General features: G+C 44.8%; 19 protein-coding genes and 5 tRNA genes. 16 read left to right on the forward strand and 8 right to left on the reverse strand.

The genetic code is table 11. From position 1 onward, the window contains the following. The first annotated feature begins 82 nt into the window (after positions 1-82). Positions 83-718, forward strand: coding sequence for a DUF1802 family protein (locus tag QUA42_RS12055; RefSeq protein ID WP_333137503.1), 636 nt, complete (start codon positions 83-85; stop codon positions 716-718). On the opposite strand, the gene QUA42_RS12060 is transcribed toward QUA42_RS12055, so the two are convergent. The 3 genes from QUA42_RS12060 to QUA42_RS12070 form a co-directional block, all read right to left on the reverse strand. Then, a complete protein-coding gene (locus tag QUA42_RS12060) occupies positions 705-1,355 on the reverse strand; it encodes an ABC transporter permease (RefSeq protein WP_333137504.1) in 651 nt (216 codons plus the stop codon). The genes QUA42_RS12055 and QUA42_RS12060 overlap by 14 nt on opposite strands. Before the next feature lie 153 nt (positions 1,356-1,508). Then, complete coding sequence (locus tag QUA42_RS12065) at positions 1,509-2,264, reverse strand: ATP-binding cassette domain-containing protein (protein ID WP_333137505.1); 756 nt, start codon at positions 2,262-2,264, stop codon at positions 1,509-1,511. 74 nt (positions 2,265-2,338) lie between these two features. Next, the gene (locus tag QUA42_RS12070; protein WP_333137506.1) at positions 2,339-2,896 is read right to left on the reverse strand and encodes an NUDIX hydrolase; all 558 of its coding nucleotides are present in this window, start codon (positions 2,894-2,896) and stop codon (positions 2,339-2,341) included. A gap of 251 nt (positions 2,897-3,147) precedes the next feature. On the opposite strand from QUA42_RS12070, the gene QUA42_RS12075 reads away from it, so the two are divergent. Further along, on the forward strand, positions 3,148-3,420 hold the full coding sequence (locus QUA42_RS12075; RefSeq protein WP_333073661.1) for a hypothetical protein: 273 nt from the start codon (positions 3,148-3,150) through the stop codon (positions 3,418-3,420). A 441-nt stretch (positions 3,421-3,861) separates the two neighbouring features. On the opposite strand, the gene QUA42_RS12080 is transcribed toward QUA42_RS12075, so the two are convergent. Beyond that, positions 3,862-4,293 (reverse strand): hypothetical protein, encoded by a 432-nt coding sequence (locus QUA42_RS12080; RefSeq protein WP_333137507.1) that lies wholly within the window; start codon positions 4,291-4,293, stop codon positions 3,862-3,864. Positions 4,294-4,509: 216 nt separating this feature from the next. Here QUA42_RS12080 and QUA42_RS12085 point away from each other — a divergent pair, with 216 nt between their 5' ends. From QUA42_RS12085 to QUA42_RS12115, 7 genes are all read left to right on the forward strand, one after another. Beyond that, positions 4,510-4,734 (forward strand): hypothetical protein, encoded by a 225-nt coding sequence (locus tag QUA42_RS12085; protein WP_333137508.1) that lies wholly within the window; start codon positions 4,510-4,512, stop codon positions 4,732-4,734. 68 nt (positions 4,735-4,802) lie between these two features. Next, positions 4,803-5,714 carry a GTPase Era gene (gene era / locus QUA42_RS12090; protein WP_242725475.1) on the forward strand — a complete coding sequence of 304 codons (912 nt, stop codon included), beginning with the start codon at positions 4,803-4,805 and terminating at the stop codon, positions 5,712-5,714. A gap of 168 nt (positions 5,715-5,882) precedes the next feature. Continuing rightward, positions 5,883-6,113: a DUF433 domain-containing protein gene (locus QUA42_RS12095; RefSeq protein ID WP_333137509.1), complete on the forward strand. Its 231-nt coding sequence runs from the start codon at positions 5,883-5,885 to the stop codon at positions 6,111-6,113. A 90-nt stretch (positions 6,114-6,203) separates the two neighbouring features. Next, on the forward strand, positions 6,204-6,443 hold the full coding sequence (locus QUA42_RS12100) for a DUF5615 family PIN-like protein (protein ID WP_333137510.1): 240 nt from the start codon (positions 6,204-6,206) through the stop codon (positions 6,441-6,443). A gap of 224 nt (positions 6,444-6,667) precedes the next feature. Continuing rightward, positions 6,668-7,840 carry a PIN domain-containing protein gene (locus QUA42_RS12105; RefSeq protein ID WP_333137511.1) on the forward strand — a complete coding sequence of 391 codons (1,173 nt, stop codon included), beginning with the start codon at positions 6,668-6,670 and terminating at the stop codon, positions 7,838-7,840. A 310-nt stretch (positions 7,841-8,150) separates the two neighbouring features. Further along, positions 8,151-8,372 (forward strand): hypothetical protein, encoded by a 222-nt coding sequence (locus QUA42_RS12110; protein WP_333137512.1) that lies wholly within the window; start codon positions 8,151-8,153, stop codon positions 8,370-8,372. Then, positions 8,365-8,787: an aspartyl protease family protein gene (locus tag QUA42_RS12115; protein ID WP_333137513.1), complete on the forward strand. Its 423-nt coding sequence runs from the start codon at positions 8,365-8,367 to the stop codon at positions 8,785-8,787. The genes QUA42_RS12110 and QUA42_RS12115 overlap by 8 nt, the downstream gene beginning before the upstream one ends. Positions 8,788-9,116: 329 nt before the next feature. Here QUA42_RS12115 and QUA42_RS12120 read toward each other — a convergent pair whose 3' ends face one another. The 3 genes from QUA42_RS12120 to petM form a co-directional block, all read right to left on the reverse strand. After that, positions 9,117-10,034, reverse strand: a complete 918-nt coding sequence (locus QUA42_RS12120; RefSeq protein WP_333137514.1) for an NAD(+) kinase — start codon at positions 10,032-10,034, stop codon at positions 9,117-9,119. A 1-nt stretch (position 10,035) separates the two neighbouring features. Then, positions 10,036-11,013: an NmrA family NAD(P)-binding protein gene (locus QUA42_RS12125; RefSeq protein WP_333137515.1), complete on the reverse strand. Its 978-nt coding sequence runs from the start codon at positions 11,011-11,013 to the stop codon at positions 10,036-10,038. Between the two features lie 198 nt (positions 11,014-11,211). After that, positions 11,212-11,316, reverse strand: a complete 105-nt coding sequence (gene petM / locus QUA42_RS12130; RefSeq protein WP_333067429.1) for a cytochrome b6-f complex subunit PetM — start codon at positions 11,314-11,316, stop codon at positions 11,212-11,214. Positions 11,317-11,386: 70 nt separating this feature from the next. On the opposite strand from petM, the gene pdxA reads away from it, so the two are divergent. Both pdxA and QUA42_RS12140 read left to right on the forward strand, forming a co-directional pair. Beyond that, positions 11,387-12,484 (forward strand): 4-hydroxythreonine-4-phosphate dehydrogenase PdxA, encoded by a 1,098-nt coding sequence (gene pdxA, locus QUA42_RS12135; protein ID WP_333137516.1) that lies wholly within the window; start codon positions 11,387-11,389, stop codon positions 12,482-12,484. A gap of 120 nt (positions 12,485-12,604) precedes the next feature. After that, positions 12,605-16,216: an OmpA family protein gene (locus QUA42_RS12140; RefSeq protein ID WP_333137517.1), complete on the forward strand. Its 3,612-nt coding sequence runs from the start codon at positions 12,605-12,607 to the stop codon at positions 16,214-16,216. A 280-nt stretch (positions 16,217-16,496) separates the two neighbouring features. Here the strand turns inward: QUA42_RS12140 and QUA42_RS12145 are convergent, their stop codons facing one another. Continuing rightward, positions 16,497-17,321 (reverse strand): biotin--[acetyl-CoA-carboxylase] ligase, encoded by an 825-nt coding sequence (locus QUA42_RS12145; protein ID WP_333137518.1) that lies wholly within the window; start codon positions 17,319-17,321, stop codon positions 16,497-16,499. Between the two features lie 495 nt (positions 17,322-17,816). Here QUA42_RS12145 and QUA42_RS12150 point away from each other — a divergent pair. The 5 genes from QUA42_RS12150 to QUA42_RS12170 all read left to right on the forward strand — a co-directional run bounded on the left by QUA42_RS12150 (position 17,817) and on the right by QUA42_RS12170 (position 18,447). Next, positions 17,817-17,890 (forward strand) — tRNA-Asp (locus tag QUA42_RS12150). Between the two features lie 132 nt (positions 17,891-18,022). Next, a tRNA-Glu gene (locus tag QUA42_RS12155) sits at positions 18,023-18,097 on the forward strand. Next, a tRNA-Cys gene (locus tag QUA42_RS12160) sits at positions 18,098-18,171 on the forward strand. 102 nt (positions 18,172-18,273) lie between these two features. Next, positions 18,274-18,369, forward strand: a tRNA-Met gene (locus QUA42_RS12165). A gap of 3 nt (positions 18,370-18,372) precedes the next feature. Next, positions 18,373-18,447: transfer RNA gene (locus QUA42_RS12170), tRNA-Trp, on the forward strand. Positions 18,448-18,454: the final 7 nt, after the last annotated feature.

Raw genomic sequence — 18,454 nt, forward strand, 5'->3', positions numbered from 1 at the left:
GTTTTAGGTCAGGGAGTTTTTTCATTCCTTTATCTAATGTTTATCTCGTTCTCTTGTCAAGGGGGTTGAGCAATTACTTTTTATGAAATCAATTACTAGGGCGCTGAAAGAATGGAATGTAGCAGTTAATGCTTTGGAAGAAGGTCAAACGATTGTGCTGTTGCGTAAGGGGGGAATTCGCGAGCAAGCAGGACAGTTCAATGTCACTGACAAACAGGTTTTGCTGTATCCAACTTTTGAACACCAACAGCCGGGTTTATTAAAGCCGGAGTTTGCACATCAAGTCAAGACTGTCGAATCTGGTTGGCATCCTGAAGTTATTAGAATTGGCAGTTGGGCGGAGATTACTGATGTTTTTTTGGTAGCTTGGGAACCGGCAATTACTGCGCTATTTCCGTACCATATTTGGAATGAAAATTTTGTCAGCGATCGCCTAAAATGGAAACAAACTCAGCCAATTTATATTTTATTGCTGCGGGCTTATCGCCTTGCAGAAATCCGCGAAATTCCCTACATTCCTGAATACGGTGGTTGCCGTTCTTGGATCGATTTGGCAGATGCTATTTCGCTGGAGGGAAGCCAAGCTGTTTTGAGCGATCGCGAGTACATTGAACGCTCAAATGAAATCCGCAATCTGATAGCAAATCCTGCGAATGCTTCGGGTTCGCAGAGAGTGATAACGCTGACGGAAGGTAGCCAGGATTTTAGTCCTCATTAATAGTTTTTAAGGTACTTTTAGAGAGGCGCGCTTCTACAAAACCCAGCCCAAAATCCGCAGCTAAGGCCATTAAAGCCGCCGGAATTGCCCCAGCCAAAAGTAACTGATTGTTGACGGTAGCAACGCCACGAAAAATAAACACCCCCAAGCCACCCGCGCCAATTGCAGCGGCGATTGTAGCAAGTCCGATCGCAATTACTGCAGCAACTCGCACGCCCGCCAGAATCACGCCCAGTGCCAGGGGAATTTCCACTTGCCATAACAGTTGCATATCAGTCATCCCCATGCCTCTTCCGGCTTCCGTAATCGCTGGATCGACGCCGACAATACCAGTATAAGTATTGCGGATAATTGGCAGTAAAGAATACAGAGTGAGGGCGATAATTGCCGTGCGATCGCCTATTCCACCCAATACTGGCACCGGGATTAGCAAGCCAAACAAAGCTAAACTGGGAATTGTTTGCATAATATTAGCAAATCCCAAAATCGGCTTTTTTAGTTTGGGTTTTCTGGTGACTAAAATCCCGAGGGGAATCCCTACAATAATAGCGATAAAAATTGCCACAGTTACTAAATATAAGTGCTCGCTCGCGCGCTTAATTATCTCAGCGCCATACCGATTGATAAATTGCATCATGTGGAAATTAGTAATTAGGAATTCAGAATTGTAAATTTTCCTATAATAGAATATCTCGTAGGAGTCGGCTCACCAATATCTTTAATTTCCAGCCATCAGCTTCAAAAACCGACCGATAGCCATAAACGAATGATGCGATCGCACATCATATTATTACCCAGTTCCGGGTAATTGCAAACATTCAAGAAATGCACGAGCTTCTGGATGGTGAGATTTCAGAAAATCATCGGGCGATGCCAATTCAATCAACCGTCCATCTTGCATCAAACCTATTCTAGAAGCTAACAAAAAAGCTTCTTGAATGCCGTGAGTCACAAAAATCACAGTTTTGCCAAGTTGCTGCTGCAATTGACCGAATTCCCGCTGCAATTCCAGACGAGTAATCGGGTCTAAAGCACCAAACGGTTCGTCCATTAACAATATCGGAGGGTCAGCCGCCAGTGCTCTAGCGACGCCTACCCGCTGCCGCTGTCCGCCGGATAACTGATGGGGATAGCGTTTGGCGAAGTGCTGGGGGTCGAGGTTGACTAATTCTAACAGTTGCCGGACGCGAGATTTAATACGCTCGCCCTCCCAACCTTCTAATTTTGGCACTAAACCGACGTTTTGCTCGACGGTAAAATGGGGAAACAAACCAATTTCTTGAATCACATAGCCAATTTTTCGGCGTAGTTGAATTGGGTTCCACTGAGTTGTCGGTTTTCCCATGACAAGAACTTCGCCGCTGCTTGGCGTTAGTAAATTGTTAATCAATTTCATGGTAGTAGTTTTGCCACTACCGCTGCGTCCCAGCAATACTAAAACTTCTCCTTGCAGCACTTTGAAATTGAGTTTGTCTACTAAATGCCTGCGGTTGAGGCGATATGTCACGTCGAGGCATTCGACAGCAACTTCATTATTGAGAGGCATGATTAGTTTTGGTAATTTCGGTTTTCAGCAATTTAAAATGGGCGACCCTCGGAAAACAATTCCTAATCTAAAATCTAAAATCTAAAATCAACTTGATTTTGCCATTCTAGCAGTAAGGCTCGACATTGGAGGCAAGTTAATTTTTTGAGCAAGTCGCGAATTCCGTCTGGGGTGAGAGGATATTCAGCACCGATCAGTTCGGGGTTTACTGTTGCTGTAGGGTGCAATTCTGCAACAAAACCGTAGAGTTTTTGATTGGAGAAGGAACTGTTTATTGCCCAGCCAATGGTGTTGATGGGTTCGATGCGGGCGATCGCACTTTCTGTCACGCCTAGCTCTTTTTTGAGTATAGCTGGAACTTCCGCTGCTGGCGTAGCTTCCGCTTCTACGCGACCGCCTGGAAAATCCAGGGTTGCTTCTGCTACACCGGGGCGATACATCGGTGGGGGAAACAGCAATTTGTCAGCTTGAATGGTCAAGATTACAACTGAATCAGCTCTTTCTACTCGCCAATATTCTACGGTTTTTCCTTCGGTTGTTTCGAGATGTTCGGCGATTAGTTTTACCCAACGAGAGTTGATTTCTACAAAGCGGTCTAGAGTTTTCCACTGGGATTTTGCAGTTTGGTTCATGTCAGAATTTTTGAAATAAATCAGATGTTTTTTGCTATGGTAGGAGATTTTTGCCGAGCTGAACAATACTGATCGACCTTTTCAGCTTTGAGCCAGTTTTTTCCTCTCGATTGTAAATTTTTGCTACAACCTTACACATTCGCATAGATAATTCCGTAACATAGACTACATAATCAAAGTTTATCTGCGCCTTCGCTCTGCGTTGTTTCAACCGGGCCCGGGTGCAGACTCTTAGCTAGACAGGAGTAATTATGCAACTGCAAACAGATATTCGTACTTGGCAATCCCAACCAACGCCCGGAAGCTTCGCCAGTGTCCGCGACTGGGAAAAATTTGGCTGCGCCGTACCTGCACCAAAATTGGCTCCTTCTATGTGGGTTAAATTGTTCAATCCGCCAACCGCATTCAGCTTTGACGAAGCGTGGCTGTTGTGTGAATGTTCGGAAGAACAGTGGCTAGCTTGGATTCCTGATTATGGCGAAATTTTACTGAGTACACATGAATTTTGCGCTACTAAATCGTGAATTACGCAGACAAACTTTGATAAACCAGGTGTTAAAATCCATATCCATCGGGTTGCACGGGATTTTTTGGAAAAAAGCTGGTTTCTGCGTAATTATGTCGTTTGCAGTGAGGAATGCAAGTCCTTAAACTTTGATAAGGACTTGCATTCCTCACTACAAACCTCTTATATGATGTCGTTTCAGCCGATATCCTATAAGTCCTAATAGATATTAATTGAAATTTCGCCAACAAAAAGAGCAATAGGTTTTCTATTGCTCTTTTTGTTCAAAAACACTCTCTAGTTTTTATCTTTAAGATAGCGGAAGTTATATCAACTGGCCTCGATTGACCCCAATATCGCTGCGGTGACGGGTTTACTGTATCGATGCTTGCATGGGAGATATTGGTGAACCCGCCCTTACAGCAATTACGGTCAATTTAGACCCTGTGATATTGCTGGCTTATTTGCAAACTGCACGGTTATTTGCGTTTCTGACAATCGTGCCTACTCTACCATTAATCTGAATCGGGTTCTTAGTGCTGGCTCGAATCAAGAGTGGTTGTTTGGCGAGACATTCTCTGATTGATGCTGCCCAGGCGGTGAGAGCTCCGGTGTATTCTGTACGACCCGCTGGGGCGCGAAACTGATCGGTGATTAGGAAATCCGAGGTGATGCTAGTGTCAGTACCCACATTGGTAATAATTGGAAAGTCAAAGGCTCTGGGCAAGGTTCTGTCCTGGATTCTGCCCGGTAGCAACTGGTATTTCTTCGAGCCACCCTTGTAGTCAATACCTGCTTCAGGGCTTGTGGGAGGGCTTGTTTGAGCCAAGGCGGAAACAGGTAAGCTTGCTACCAAAACGGTGCAGCAACTCCAAAATAATTTCGATTTCATCTGATTCATCTCCTCAACTTTATGACGATTAGCACTAATTTAGGTATGCTCAAAAGACACTAGCTTTTATTGACAAAGCGCCTGATGATATTGAGCTTTTGAGTTGGAGTTCAACTTACCTAATTTATTACCAAACATCTTCAAAAATGTTAAAACTGGTTTGCCTGACAAACTGTAGAAAAGTTTCAGTTGAGTTAGATATTTACACATCTGAAGTTGTTACAGCATTGGGGAGTCGGTTTTACCAGAATGATTCATTTTCGATCGATGTCATTGGAACTTTATCAAATTTTGTCTCAGATATCAAGTTTTGCCGATCGCGTATCACGTTTTAACACTGGTTTGCGGCTCGATCGAGGTTTGAGTGTTGCCCGCTATACCAGGGCGAGAAAGATGCTAGAGTGCATCGATGGGCGTTTGAGTATTTTCAGGCGACAATAGACAGAGAAGGGGCTTGAAAATAGGTGATTTTAGTGGAAGATAGTAAATTTATCGACGTATCAGACATTATGGGTGTTCCCGTAGCTCCGGCGGGTTACAAATCGGGCTTTGTGGGTATTGTCGGACGCCCGAATGTCGGAAAATCAACGCTGATGAATCAGTTGGTGGGGCAGAAAATTGCGATTACTTCGCCGGTGTCTCAGACGACACGTAACAGGCTGCGGGGCATCCTAACGACACCGGAAGCACAAATAATTTTTGTAGATACTCCCGGAATTCACAAGCCGCATCACCAATTGGGCAAGGTTTTGGTGCAGAATGCCCGCACAGCGATTCAGTCGGTGGATGTGGTGCTGTTTGTGGTGGATGGTTCCGTGGAATCGGGAGGGGGCGATCGATATATTGTCGAAATTCTCAGCAATTGCAAAGTTCCGGTGATTTTGGGGATGAATAAGTTGGACGAACAACCGGAGGATTCCGTGTTGATCGATCGCACTTACGAGCAAATTGTCAATCCTGAGTGGCCGGTGGTGAAATTTTCGGCTCTCACGGGCGAGGGTGTCGAGCCGCTGCAACAATTGTTAATCGAACATTTGGACGTTGGGCCTTATTATTATCCGCCCGATTTGGTGACTGACCAGCCGGAACGCTTTATTATGGGCGAATTGATTCGGGAACAGATTTTGCTGCTGACGCGGGAAGAAGTGCCACATTCTGTAGCAATTGCGATCGATATAGTTCAAGAAGAAGCAAAAATTACCCGCATTCTGGCGACAATTCACGTCGAACGGGATTCCCAAAAAGGTATTTTAATCGGTAAAAGCGGCAGTATGCTCAAGTCGATCGGCAGTGCGGCCCGGGAACAGATTCAAAAGTTAATTGAAGGAAAAGTGTATTTGGAGTTATTTGTCAAGGTGCAGCCGAAGTGGCGGCAGTCTCGCACTCGTTTGGCGGAATTGGGCTATCGGGTAGAAGAGTGAAACTTTGGCAGTTGGCAGGTCGTTTCCCTCTCTGGTTTGAAGACGCTGAGTTTCCCACTTATAGCAATTCTGTATGAATCTGCACAGAATGGGAAGCCTGAATTTTTTTCCTGTAAAGGATACATTCTATGCAGATTCACAGAAAAATGGTATTACCCAGTGTTTCTTATGAACTACCGAAACCACATCACGATCGAAGCAAATAAACGCGGTGGTAAGCCTTGTGTACGCGGCTTGCGAATTACGGTTTATGAAGTGCTTGAGTACCTGGCTTCCGAGATGACCGAAGCAGAAATTCTCGACGATTTTCCCGATTTGACGCGAGAAGATTTAAAAGCCTGCATAGCTTATGATGCTGACCGTGAGCGTCGGTTTATGACCGCGACATTATCCGCATGAAATTACTTTTTGATGAAAATTTGTCGCCCAAGTTGCCGAACCCTTTGAGCGATATTTTTTCCAAATTCGCTTCACGTTCGAGATGTGGGGATGAAAGCAACGATGGACCCAATAGTTTGGGATTATGCAAAAGACAATAATTTGATGATTGTCTCGAAAGACGCGGATATGCACGACCTGAGCTTAGTATTTGGGAACCCACCGAAAGTTATTTGGCTTCGCCTTGGAAACTGTTCGACATTGCAAATTGAAAATTTGCTGCGTCGGGATTTTAACGCGATCGAGTTATTTTATGAAGATGAGACTTTATCGCTGCTTGCTTTATCATAATGCACCGATCGCCGAGGGTGTGCGATCGACTCTAAATGCTCTCTAATCTAAAATCTAATATAGATAGCTTTTTTCAGTGCGGCGGCTTAAGTGATTGAGTCGAATCGTGCGGCGAACTCGATCGAGGAAAGGAGATTCCGATAGGGAGTAAGAACGGGTTGAAATTTATTCGTAATTTGTGGTATTGTCATCTTATAATAAACGACATTTAGTAAGCTTCAAAAATGGAAATAAAACCTCCTCCTCGGTTAGTTGCTCTTGATACGCAGGTTTTTGATAGCTATAATTTTAACTACAATTCAAAAGTTTTTCGCACTTTAGTTGAACTTGCTCAGCAAGGAAAAATAAGGCTGCTTTTAACTTCTGTCACTCTTCATGAAATAAGAGCGCATATTACCGAAGGTGCTGTATTAACCTCCAAAGCGATTGAGCAAGCTATAAACGATTTGAAGAAAAAGCGTTTTAAACCGCAAGGAGATACTAAAAGAGTCAAAATTTCTGCGAATTCTGACTTGCTAAATGAATTCAAGAAAAAAGTTCAAGAGCTGGCTCCGAATTTCGATCAAATTAATCAAGAGCTTCTCGACCAACTGAAAGCTTTTTTAAAAGAAACTGAGTTTGAAATAATCGAAGTCGATCGGGTGTCAGTGGTTGATATTTTTGAAAATTATTTTTCTGGTACTCCACCATTTGGTGAAGGAAAAAAGAAATATGAGTTTCCAGACGCTTTTGCGCTCTTAGCTCTTCAAAAGGAGGCAGAAGACAGAAACAGAATAATTTATGTCGTTAGTGGAGATGCCGATTGGGAAAAGTTTTGTTCTTCGAGCGAATACCTGTCTTTGATTGGAAAGCTCGATGAATTATTGGAAACTATAATTCGAGAAACTGATTCAGATGAGGTTGATGCCTGCTATGAACTATATAGCGACAAAGAAGATGAAATAAAAGAATACATAGAGAATATATTCTCTGATCTGAACTTTTCAATTGATTTGTCTGGAACTAGCTTGATTGAATGGGGCAGTGAAGAAATTGAAGTCGAGGTCAAGTCAGTAGATATTATTGATTCCTCATTAGTTCATATTGATGATTCTGATGCAGATCAACCTTCAGTAGTGTTTGAGCTAGAAGCAGAGGTGCATTATGACGCCAAGGTAAGCTATACAAGCTTAGAATATGCGATTTACGACAGAGAAGACGATAGGTACTATGGAAGAGAAACAATAGATACAGTCTTTACTCAGTCCCTTAAGTTAAACGTGGAAGTCACGCTCACTCTATCTAGAGATAAAGACTACTCCTTATGTGATGCGGACATAGAAGATATTACTCTCGACCCGAATAATACTTTGGGTGAAATAGTTATTGATACAGGTTTTGAAGATGACTATTACTAGAGCGAGAATTTGCAGCTAAAACTTGTTGTGGGATGAAAGAAAAAATAACAAGATATAAAGTTTAACGCCTAACACTTCGTTGGTGCGGACGAAATATAGGTTATCAGTGAGAGTTCGAGGTTACCTGTCGCGGCACAACTTCACCGTTATCTCGTAAACATTGCCTGAGTTTGGAGATGATTCGGAAGCTCTATCGAGAGCTTGACCTACAGAAAATTGGTAGAATTAATAGACACGCTTCGATCGCGCACCATGCAACAAGCTAGTAGATCCAATCTTTTCACCAAATTTCAAACGAGGAGATTCTCAAATGCCATTAACAGAACTAATGTCCAAAATCCAGGAACTTTCAAAAATTGACAAGCTTCGGCTGATGCAGTTTCTTGCAACAGAACTGGTCAAAGAAGAAGATGCAACAAACTTTTTTGTTGCCGATCGAGAGTATCCGGTCTGGTCGCCTTACAATTGCTCTGAGGCTGCCAATGTTTTAATGAATCTTCTGACGACAAAACAACAAGAACAGAATGATTGACGCTCAGAGATTTCCCTACAAAATCATTGACAGCAGTCTTGGCATGGTCGATCGAATGCCGTATCTGCCCTTGACACTCAGCCTGAACGGTCAATCCGTGAACGCTGAGGGCTTACTAGATACAGGCGCAAGCGTTAATGTTTTGCCCTACGAGTTAGGGCTACAACTGGGCTTAGTCTGGGAAAATGAGACACTCTCAGTCGTATTGGCTGGGAATTTGGCTCGATTTGAAGCCCGCGCAGTCGTTGTTAATGCTCGAGTTAGTTCATTCCCAACGCTTAACCTGGCATTTGCCTGGACACAAGCAACCAATGTACCTTTGATTTTGGGGCAAGCTAATTTCTTCTTCGAGTTTGATGTCTGTTTCTTCCGGGCACGTTCAGAATTTGAAATCCGTCCTAAGCAGAGTGAATAGAAATGAAGACACTCCAACTATACCGTTATCTCGTAAACGCAGCCTGACTTTGGAGATGATTCGGAAGCTCGATCGAGAATTAAGGATTCCGGTGAATAAATGTCGCCCTACATTACCAACACTAATTGCTGCTTTATTCTACGATTTATCAACAGATAAACAAATCAAAATCCCTTTAATCGGTGAAAACGGGAACGGGAATTGCGGTCTGGAGTGATTATGATTGCGATATCATACAGCTAGGACTTGATATCATATCTACGAGCAAGCCCACGGGTTGAGCCAACAATCCCCGTACCTTGATAGTCGGGGAGTGTCAACAACAAGTATCAAGGCAACTCAACCGAACTCGGTTTAGCAATGTGAGGCAAGCCCCAGCCCAATTTTTCCCGCAAAATGTGGAAAAACTCAAAAGATTGCACCCGAATAAACCGGGCTGGGTACGGAGCTCGCTCGACTTGCACCCAATCTTCAGGCAGAACATAACATCCGCCGTTCCCGTCTACCACCATTACCAGGCGGTTGGGACTCGCCGGCAAAATCTTGACCGGCTCAGTGTTGGAAAACACCAAAGCCCGCGAAGCCATTGAATGGGGGCAAATAGGCAGCAACTGCAGCACCGGCACTCCGGGAATGATGACAGGGCCACCGGCAGAAAGGGCGTAAGCTGTCGATCCTGTGGGAGTTGCGATGATGACTCCATCTGCAGCAATGTCAATAGAGGCGTGCTGACCGATCGCCACTTCAAAATGACACATACAAGTCAGCGGTTCCCGGTGCAGCACCATTTCATTGAGACAAAGGGCTTCCCAGAGGCAGTCGTTTTCTCGAAACAGCCGCACCGCCAGCATCGATCTTTCTTCTATTTCGTATTCTCCGGCGATTACCTTTTCCAAGGCTTGCGGCAGCAAGTTCAGGTAAGTTTCTGTTAAAAAGCCCATGTGACCGGTATTGACAGTCAGCAGCGGCACTCCAATCGGAGCGACTTGGCGAAATGCCGACAGCACAGTACCGTCGCCGCCCAAAACCACTGCAAACTCCATGTCGCTGTCAAAACCGGGGGGGACGAGTTGGTCGATCTGAGTGTGGCACAGGGGGCGATCGGGGCTAGAATAGCCCAGAATTCCTCCGGAACCAGAAACCGAGCAAACCTCCCAGCCGCGGGCAGTCAGCTTGTCTTCCAACTCTGCGGCGATGCGACAAGCCACAGGTTTAACGTCGTTGTATATAATCCCAGCTTTCGGCACTTTAAAATGTAAAGGGCATTTTTTGTTTACTCCGTTTTTTAGTTTTAAGCTGCTCGTACTCTATTTCCTTGAGCTTCTTTAGAATCAGATTAAAGTATTCTTCGAGATAAGACTCCAAAGTAGTAGTTTCTTTAGGGTCGATTCCGAAGACACTGTAAACGTCATCCATCGGAGCTTTCAAGGGTTTTCCGGCTGCCAAAACTTCTGAAAAAGCCAATCTGTCAGCTACGTTCCAACTCCACTGAAAGAAAGTAGCTAATTTACGAGTAGCCTGCAACAAGATGTCTGGGGTGCGCGTAATTTTGGCTTCTTTCCCTGACAGCCGTTCGCACAACCGCACGATTTCGTCAGCATCCCAAGCACGATTTCCCACCACCGGAAAGCTTTTTTTCTCGGTTTCAGGAACCGAAAGAGCCCGGACGGCAAATTTAGCAACGTCCTGAGTGTTCATGTAGGCAAGGGCGGATGGCTTGTTGGGCAGCCAGACTGCCTGATTGTCCAAAATCGGCATTGCATACAGGCTCAGTAGTCCTTGCAAAAAGCCGCAAGGTCTCAAGATTGTGTAGTCTAAACCGGATTCTGCTAAGAACAGTTCGGTACAACGCTTGATTTCCAACAAGGGGACTTGGGGATATTTCTCAGCGTCGAGAAAGGAAAAGAATATGTAACGCTTGATGCCTGCTGCTGCTGCTGCTTGGATCAGCGATACTTTTCCGTCCCAGTCTACTCTTTTAATGCTGACAGAATCTGCTGCACTGGCTGTTGCTGCATCGATAATAGCACTGACGCCTTCTAGGGCCGGAGGCAGACTGTCTGGCTGGCAAAGGTTTCCCGGTACGAGTTCAGCGCCCCATTCTTTCAAAAATGCAGCTTTTCTGTAACTTCTGACTAAACAGCGCACCTGGTAGCCCTCGTCTAGGGCGCGGCGGGCTATCTGGCGGCCGAGAGTGCCGGTGGCACCTAAAATCAATAAAGTCATCTAGGGATTAATTATGAATCTTAAACTTTCAATAAGATGGTATCAGGTTTTTGTTAAGTTTTTTATAAAAACTTAACAAAAACCTGAATTTTTCTCATTTTAGGCTTGAGATATTCGGCAGAATGCTGGCTTTCGGCAGCAAGTAGACTCTAGAAGGCAGAAGGTAGAAGGCTTGTGAAGGATTGGTTGAAAAAAAACTTATTCTTCGCCGCCTTGCAATTTGAGCAGCAGGAAGCCTCCACCTATACCCACGAAAACTAGGGAAAAGGCCAAAAAGGCTGCATTGAAAATTTCAGGATTCATGGTTTTATATGTCTAATTGGGCGATCGCATTAAATAAAGATAATATAATTTGGGGCAACCAGGTACATGAATGCTAAAATTTCAGTGCCGAAATTGCTGTATTTTGTTGGAGAAAACTGCCTTGAGTCTCGATCGGGAATCACAACTAGCTGTAACTCTGGGAGATCCGGCGGGAATTGGCCCGGAAGTGATTCTCAAGGCATTGGCAGATCCCGCTGCTGGTTTGAGGGTAACGGTTATAGGTTCTAGGATAGTTTTGCAGCAAACTTACGATAAGTTGCGATCGAGCAATCCAGCAGCAGAAGCGGCAAATCCCGAAACATTAAACATTATTGATATCGAACCAGACAGCAAGTGGGGCGAAATTGTGCCCGGTGTCGGGAGTGCAGCTAGCGGGGCGGCTAGCTTTGCTTACATGGAAAGTGCGATCGCCCGTACCATCGCCGGCGAATTCTCCGCCATCGTGACAGGCCCGATTTCCAAAACTTGCTGGCAGGCGGCCGGTTACAATTATCCCGGACAAACAGAACTCCTGGCAGAAAGAGCAAAATCGCAGCGATTCGGAATGCTGTTTGCCGCCACATCTCCCCACAGTGGCTGGACTCTCGTAACTTTACTGGCCACCACACATATTTCCCTGCGTCAAGTCCCCGATGCGTTGAGTCCCGAATTACTGAGTGAAAAACTAGAATTACTGATAGACTGTTTGCGGGAAGATTTTGGGCTGGAAAGACCGAAAATTGCGATTTCTGGCTTAAATCCTCACAGTGGCGAAAATGGCAAATTAGGAAATGAAGAGCAAGACTGGATGATACCTTGGTTGGAAACGCAGCGCGATCGCTTTCCTCAAGTGCAGTTAGACGGGCCAGTCCCCCCAGATACCCTGTGGGTAAAACCGGCTAAAGTTTGGTACGGTTTAGCCACAGAAGCTCATGACGGTTACTTGGCAATGTACCACGACCAGGGGTTGATTCCAGTAAAATTGATGGCTTTCGATAAAGCAGTCAACACTACAATTGGCTTGCCTTTTGTCCGCACCTCTCCGGATCACGGCACAGCTTTTGATATTGTAGGTCAAGGGATTGCTGATGCCTCCAGCATGAAGGCAGCATTGCAGTTGGCGGCCCAGTTGGCTAGTCGCAGAAGAGCAGTTAAAATAAGGCGATAGCTTTAGTACGCCTGACGCTTGGAAAAATTGTGTCATTCCTATTGATTTTCGCTGGGGTGAGGCGACAAGCAAGCTGGTAATTTCCTTCGGTCGATTAAAATTACGTTTGGGTAGGGCAGTATGGCAGCATCAAATGACAATTTAGGGAAAATATATCAGTCAGAAAAAGAGGTTTCTGATGCAACTATAGCAAGTTCTAAAGCTGGAGAGCAACTTCAGGAATTGCTAACCATACTGACTGAATTCCAGTTATTAAAGAAATCAAAAAAAGAACCAAGCGAGCTGAAGTTACCGCTTGCGGAAAAGTCTGTTCAGCGATTAGAGGATGAGGAAAATCGGCGCCAACAATTGTCTTTCCTGATCGAATCACCGAGTATTGTACCGGAAGTATTAAGTAACGATGAAGAGATCCCATCTCAAAGACGAGAAAATAATAATGAGGAACCCGATTTATCTATAGCCGGGAAGGTAGCTAAAAAAACTCGGCCGTCGGAGGAAGAATTAGAACAAGCCGTAGAGGAGTTTAAGCGGTTGCAACAATTACTTTTTGAAAGGGATTTACCGGAATTTTACAGTAATGTTTTGAGCGTGGAACAAAGGTTAGAAGATTTTGAGAAGCTCATGTCTGAGCCCGAAGAGTTGATGATTTTACTGAAACCGTTAATTCCTGAGTTAGTGAGAGAAGAATTAGAGGAGTTGAAGTCTGAATTAAAAAAGGCGAGCGACCTCGCGCGCAATAATAAAATTAATCGCATCGAGTTGGAGGCAAAATTAGTAGATTGGGAAAATCAGATTGCTAACTTGAACCAGCAGCCACTGCCGAATACAGACCACTTAATCCAACGACTGATGCCAGTGGTGGGCGATCTGCTCAACCGTAAGGTAGAGGAGTCTAAGTTAGAGGTAGCTTCGGCGATCGCACCGAGAGTCAATCAAGTAATTCACAATCAAAACGGGCTTGAAGAACAGGTAGTAAGAATTGAAGATAGAGTTGCGAATATTCAGCAGCGTTACCAGCAGCAACCTGAAGATTTAATCAAGCAGCTAGTACCAGTAGTTAGCGAATTGCTAACCCGCAAAATTAGTGAATTAAAATCAGAGGTTGTAGAAGCTGTTACCCCCTCAGTACAGGTAAGAATAGCTTGGGTAGAAATAGAAGAAAAAGTATTGAGCATCATCGAACGCCGACTGGCTACACAACAGTCGCCAATTCAGAAGCCAGAAGAGATAATGGCGATGCTAAGGCCCGCAATAACTGATTTGCTGAACCAGAAACTCGATGAATCAAAATTACAAGTAGCAGCGACGATTGAACCTTTGATAGAATCAGCAATTCTTCAAAGAGAAGTTCAAGGAAAAGTGAGCGATGTAGAAAGTAGACTAAATAATCTTCAGCGACAGCAAAAAACTCAACCGGAAGATATAATGGCAAGGTTAATGCCGTTAATGATTGAGTCGCTAAACCGAAAAATCGAGGAGACAAAGTTAGAGGTGAGAGAGGCGATCGCGCCTGGTGTCAACACGGCTATTCAAAACAGCGGTATTGCAGCACAAATATTAAATAATGAAACTAAGATTGTCGAAGTTCAGCAGCAAGTTTTAGCCGAGATAGAAGGGTTGATGGCAAGAATAATGCCAGTGATTGTAGAAATGCTGTCTCGAAACATCGGGGAAGCAAAGCTAGAGATAGAATCTGCGATCGCCCCGGCTGTCGATGCCATCCTTCAGAATAAAAGGATGGATCAAAGACTTGGGAAGCTCGAACAACAGATTGTGGCGATCGAACACCGGATTTATGAATCGACAGACTTGTTTACGGATTTACTGAAACCTTTGATTGACGAGCTGATGGTTAGCCATCACGCCCAACTAGAAAAGTCGGTCATCGAATCTATTTTACCATTGTTAGATGAAGTTGTAAGTTATAATTACAGACTCAACGATAAAGTAGGCGAACTCGATCGCAAAATTACTGATGCAGAATGGGGAGGCAATCGGGAAGAATTACTTGCCAGAATTAAAGTCATCTTTCCGGAAATGATGATCCAAACAATTAATGAGTCAAAAAAATCATTTGCCGAAACCATAGCTCCAATAATTGATGAAATAATTAATACCAAAACCCGAGAAAACAGGCAATCGATGGGAGTAGCCATATCGCCCGCTCTTCCTGTGGGAATCAGCCACAGAATCAGTGAATCCCCCGATGAAATTGCAATGGCAATCGCGCCGGAAATGGCAGCCGCTATCAAACAGCAAATTCATCTCAAGCGAGAAGCAATGTCGGATGCACTTTATCCGATCATCGGCAGCACGATTTTAAAATACATCGCCGAGATGATGCGGGAGATTAATGAAAAACTCGAAGCATCTTTAAGTCCAGAGAGAATTAGTCGCAAAATTAAAGCCAAATTGCAGGGCATTTCTGAAGCAGAATTGCTGATAAAAGAAACAACACCACTGAGTGTTAAAGCTGTCTTTTTAATTCAAACCGAATCGGGATTAGTAATTTCAGCAGTGCAGAAGTCTGAACGCGAACAGCTAGAATCCGAGATGGTAGCGGGGATGCTGACTGCTATTCGGGCTTTTGTCAACGATTGCATCTCTCAGTCTGGAAATATTGCAGAAATTGATGCAATAGAATACGGCACATCTACGATCGTATTGGAAGTAGCGGGTTCGTGTTATCTAGCAGTAGTGATGCAAGGAGAAACCCGCCAGTGGTTTAAGTACAAAATGCGAGCGATATTCAACAATATTGTTCAAGAATACGGAGATAAAATTCGGTCATTTAACGGCGATCCAGCAACAGTACCACCGGAAGTAAACTCGAAATTGCAAAAATTAATCGATACAGAGGTAAAAGTTAAATCTCCTAAACTGCCAATTTTACCAATTATCGGTTTGGCAGCGTTAGGTTTAATTGGCGTACCTTGGGGAATTCATCAATACCGCAGCGGAGTTGAAGCTAGCTTAGAAGCAGATACGAATTTAGCTTTACAATCTGCTCCGGAGTTATCAGTTTATCGCCTCGCTGCAGATGTTAAAGATAAATTATTGCAGATTTCGGGACGAGTGCCGAATCAAAATCTGCGATTGAAAGCGGAAAAAATCGCTCAGCAAGTGGCTCCAAAATCAAGAATTGAAAATAAAATTATCGCCGTTGAAGTACCTCCTGATCCAGTTTTAGTCGAAGCCGATGTCAAGCGGACGGCAGCTCTTTTGAATAAAGTAGAAAGCATTAATATCTCGGCTCGCTATGCAGAGGGAAAAGTCGCCGTTGCAGGCAGCGTAAGCAAAGTGCCAGATGCTCAGAAAATAACTCAAGCTTTTGAGAAAATTCCGGGGGTGAAATCGGTAACAAATACAGTGATAATAGGAACTCCACCGCCGCCAAAGATAATAATGCCAGTTCGCGTGTATTTCGGTGCAGGCTCGGCAAGTTTGGAGGCGAAAGATGTAGCACAAAAGCTTAGCAAAGTCAAGGAATATATGGAGAAAAATCGCACGAAGAATTTAAGGATAGTGGGCTACAGCGATTTAAAAAGCACTTCGGTAGAAAATCAAAAGTTGGCACTGGAAAGGGCGACAAATGTGAAAAATATTTTGGTTAGACAAGGGATAAATGGCAACAGAATACAAGTTGCTTCTACTAAGGGTCGTCCCGAAGGTGTGGAGGCCAATCAACCCCTGTGGCTGAGCAGATTGGTAGTATTTGAGGTGATAAATTAAAATTGGGAATTGGGAAGTGGGAATTGGGCATCGGGCATCGGGCACTTGTGCTGAGCGAAGTCGAAGCATTGGGCATCGGGCATTGTTAATTGGGAATTTTCCCTAATGACTAATGACTTCTTTCTATTAATTTAGAGTAACTGGCAAGAAGGTTAGGACATTTTTTATCGCTGAAAATATTGCTCTGATGGCATTTCCCTTCTTCCTTCTTCCTACTTCCATCGGACAGACATCCGTTACATCCGTCGAGCGAATCCGTTGCCGAACTTCCTTCTTCCTCTTAAATTAATCGAACTCGCCCGGAGGTAAAGGCTTGTATTCGATCGCCCGCCAAGCATATTAGCAAGCGGCCGCTTCCGTCAATGCCGGCAGCTTCTCCGCAGATGGTTTCCGAGGAAAGTTCGATCGCCACCGGGCAGCCAATCAACGCATCGCGGCGGCGTAATTCCGGCAAAAGTAGCGCTAAACCGGACTTGGAGGCTGGCTTGTCTGTGGTGGAAAACATATCGGCTAGTTCGAGTAAATAGTGTCGCAGTTGATCGACCAAACACAGTTCATCTGGTACTGTACTACCAATAGAATGCAAGCTTACCGCATTGCCGAGATCCCTTTCATCCAATCCCGCAGCCGCGAAATCTACGCAGCGGTTCATCCCAATTCCCACAACGGCGCGAGTTTTACCCAAACCATTGCCGTTGGTAGCTTCGCAGAGAATTCCGGCTAATTTGTGGCGATCGATCCAGACATCGTTTGGCCATTTCAGGCGCAGCATATCGCGACAGTCGGGCATCAAATCTTCGATCGCGTAAATCACCGCTAAACCCGCTGCTAAACTGAGCCCGGGCAACAGAGTGGGGTTGAGGTTGTCGAGAACAAAACTAACAGTCAAGACACCGCTTGGGGCGTGCCAGGTGCGCCCGTGTTGGCCGCGCCCGCTGGTTTGTCGCCTAGTAAATACTGCATCTCCGTGGTGGAGTTGGACCGCGCGGGCGATGGCCCAACTGTTGGTACTCGGACAGGTATCTAAGGAGTGTAGCCAGTGAGGGAGGTTTGGGCGATCGGGTTCTGGGGTTGCGGGCACGGGAGTTAAGGGCAATTCAGACAAGGTTTGATTTGTAGTATTTGATATTTAAAAGTTGATTATCCCATTTTCCAGAAGTGCCACCTCGCGCGACGGCTAGAATTCAGAGAAATTGGAGTGTAGTACAGTTGCAGCATCAGATTTACCTTACGCCACAACCTCTGTTTAGCAGCAAAAGTATTGATTTATAAGGATTTGGGGCAACCTAGAGGGTTGGTGGGAGCGATCGGCACCCCTTTAAAAAACCCAATTTAAAAAAAAGTTGTATTACCCCCTTGACAGTCTTGTAATACGCAATGTAGTATAAATGTATGGCGAAGGGGAAAGAGCTTCAAAGCCTTGCCCCACTAGCAATATGAACCTTGACAACTGAATAGGAAGTTAATCATGTCACATAATTGTGGACATTGGCGGTGTAGACTCCGGCAACAATAACCCGATCGGGTTGTAGTACGCGGAATCAACCGCCACCCCGTCCCAACTTGAGTAATTCAAGGACAGAATATTGTTCATTTTCGCGGGGGTATAGCTCAATCGGTCAGAGCAATCGCCTGTCGAGCGAAAGGTTGCGAGTTCAAGTCTCGTTACTCCCGTCAGTCGATTTTAGATTTTAGATTTTAGATTTTAGATTTACTCCACAGGAGAAGAATCTGGGAACTGGAACTTTGGTCTAAAATCCACGCCTCCTGTCGGAAAGCAAGTATCCGTTTTTCGGCGGGGGTCAAAGTCCCGTAGGCAAAAGTCAAGCCGTCTCCCCCTCAAGGAGAAGATTGCGAGTGCAAACCTCGTCGGGACTCCCAGGTTAGGTGGCCGAGTGGTTGAAGGCGTCGGTCTGCAAAACCGAATTGCGCGGGTTCAAATCCCGCCCTAACCTCTGTTCCCAATCAGAAATTAAAAATTAGAAATTAAAAGATTAAACTAACAGTCTTTTAATTGAAATTTTTAACTTTGAAAAGGAACGAAGCGAAAGTGACATTGCAGCGTAGCTTAATGGTAAAGCGCCAAGTTCATACCTTGGTCAATGCGGGTACCGCTTCGCGGAAGCAAGCTACAAATCCCACCGCTGCCACCAAAAGCAGGGATGGTGTAACTGGCAACACTCTGGTCTCCAAAACCAGCATTCTGAGTTCAAATCTCAGTTCCTGTGCCAATTTATA

Source organism: Microcoleus sp. Pol11C2, assembly GCF_036701505.1.
Lineage (GTDB): Bacteria > Cyanobacteriota > Cyanobacteriia > Cyanobacteriales > Microcoleaceae > Microcoleus.